Genomic DNA, 1,734 nt, shown 5'->3' on the forward strand with positions numbered 1-1,734 from the left:
CAAATGTAGAGTGAAAGAATTTCAGCCATATTCACACTGGTGAAGCATTAAAAAATCAACTATCCCAATTACAACAAGAATTGAGAGATAGTTCAGACACACAAGTGTAAGCTATACCTAAGCTAAAATATAATCCCTGCATTCTTAAATAGTGGCAGTTGAATCACTTGGGTTTGTTTGGCGTTATCAAGGTTAGACAACGAAATCCCCAACAATCTGACACTACGATTCTCCAGTTCAATTGATAAAAACAGTGTTTTGGCTATCTCGAAAATCGTAGCTAGTTCACGCTTTGGGAGCAAGCATTGTCTTACTGCGGGTTATCTGATGATAGTCAGAAAACTTGACTTTCAAAGTTAATGTACGGCCCCGCGTTTCGTGCTGCTCTAACCGTTGCTCGACGATTTGGGCAACCTGTTCGAGTTCTTGTAACATCTGACCGACATCGCTTAAGTCCTGTGCAAATGAGGTTTCTGCACCGATGGACTTACGAACTCGATTGGCTTCAACTGGGCGATCATCTTCTGCTCTGGCAATCTTGTAGTAGTAATTACCTGCTTTACCAAAATGGTGTGTTAACTCAGTCAGTGATCGCCCCTTCAAGTCTGCGCCAGTATGAATCCCCAGTGAATGCATTTTAGCCGCAGTCACCTCTCCAATACCGTGAAACTTTTCAATCGCTAGCTGTTCTACAAAAGCGTAGACGCTTGCGGCTTGTCGTAGACATCGCTTGCTCTGGTAAAATAACCGTCAGTCCGTTGGGCTTGTTCTGCCCTGATGCCATTTTTGCCAGAAACTTGTTAATCGACACACCTGCGGTTGCTGTCAATTGAGTTTCCTGGAAAATCGCAGTTTTGATGTATCTTGCGATAGTAGAAGCGTAGGTGATGTTTTGCTTGTTCTCAGTAACATCTAGGTATGCTTCGTCTAGCGCAACCCCTTCCACTAAATCAGTGTAGCGTTTGAATATGGCGTGAATTGAAGTGGAAATCTCTCGGTAAACGTCGAATCTCGGTCTGACAAAGATAAGTCCAGGGCATTTGGCAATTGCTGTTACTGACGGCATCGCGGAGTGAATACCAAACTTACGAGCTTCATAACTGGCGGCTGCAACCACGCCTCGCTGATTCGGACTGCCACCGACTACTAACGGTTTGCCTCGATAGCTAGGGTTATCCCTCTGTTCCACCGATGCGTAGAAGGCATCCATGTCTACGTGAACTATCTTCCTAGTTCTAGCAACAGATTCTTGTTCCAAGGGTAGCTCCACTACAAGCAGTCTCGCTTTGAGCAAATTAAATCCTAAATTAGAAATCCTATAGTACACTAGCACTAGTTTGAGCCAAATTTTGTATATCTGCAAATTATTTAAAGCTTGCTTGAATTTTCTACTATCAGCCCCGATTGATTTTTCTGTTAATGAGTAAGCGTGGCAATGTGGCTCAAATTTGGTGTAGCTCCAGATGGACAATTAATCTGTGTTGAAGATGTTAGTAGTGGTAAAACTGAGCTTTTATGTCCTTACTGTTACGGGAAGCTAACTGCTAAGAAAGGCAAAGTCAAGCAACATCATTTTGCACATTCTTCAGCGACCTGTTTGCCTGTAGCTAATCGTGATTTCCCGATTTTACCGCTCTACGATAATTTTAATATTTACCTGTCGCGTAAAGATTTAGCACAGTTAAAATTGCTGTGGAAAGAATACGGCTCAATCAATTATCCTATCAGCCTTGG

4 protein-coding genes are annotated in these 1,734 nt (G+C 42.8%); 1 reads left to right on the top strand and 3 read right to left on the bottom strand.

Features of this window, described 5'->3' with window-relative positions; translation table 11 throughout:
• Nucleotides 1-122 precede the first annotated feature (122 nt).
• The 3 genes from H6G97_RS54585 to dinB are packed head-to-tail and all read right to left on the bottom strand — an operon-like array spanning nt 123 to nt 1,258.
• Nucleotides 123-302: a DinB/UmuC family translesion DNA polymerase gene (locus H6G97_RS54585; protein ID WP_242056213.1), complete on the bottom strand. Its 180-nt coding sequence runs from the start codon at nt 300-302 to the stop codon at nt 123-125.
• The gene (locus H6G97_RS55790; RefSeq protein ID WP_338422037.1) at nt 286-651 is read right to left on the bottom strand and encodes a DinB/UmuC family translesion DNA polymerase; all 366 of its coding nucleotides are present in this window, start codon (nt 649-651) and stop codon (nt 286-288) included. The genes H6G97_RS54585 and H6G97_RS55790 overlap by 17 nt, the downstream gene beginning before the upstream one ends.
• Before the next feature lie 22 nt (nt 652-673).
• A complete protein-coding gene (gene dinB, locus H6G97_RS54595; RefSeq protein WP_242056214.1) occupies nt 674-1,258 on the bottom strand; it encodes a DNA polymerase IV in 585 nt (194 codons plus the stop codon).
• Between the two features lie 177 nt (nt 1,259-1,435).
• Here dinB and H6G97_RS50895 point away from each other — a divergent pair.
• Nucleotides 1,436-1,734: competence protein CoiA family protein (locus tag H6G97_RS50895; RefSeq protein WP_242056215.1), on the top strand; the 299-nt coding region annotated here is incomplete at its 3' end.

Origin of the sequence: Nostoc flagelliforme FACHB-838, assembly GCF_014698065.1 — a bacterium.
GTDB lineage: Bacteria > Cyanobacteriota > Cyanobacteriia > Cyanobacteriales > Nostocaceae > Nostoc > Nostoc flagelliforme_B.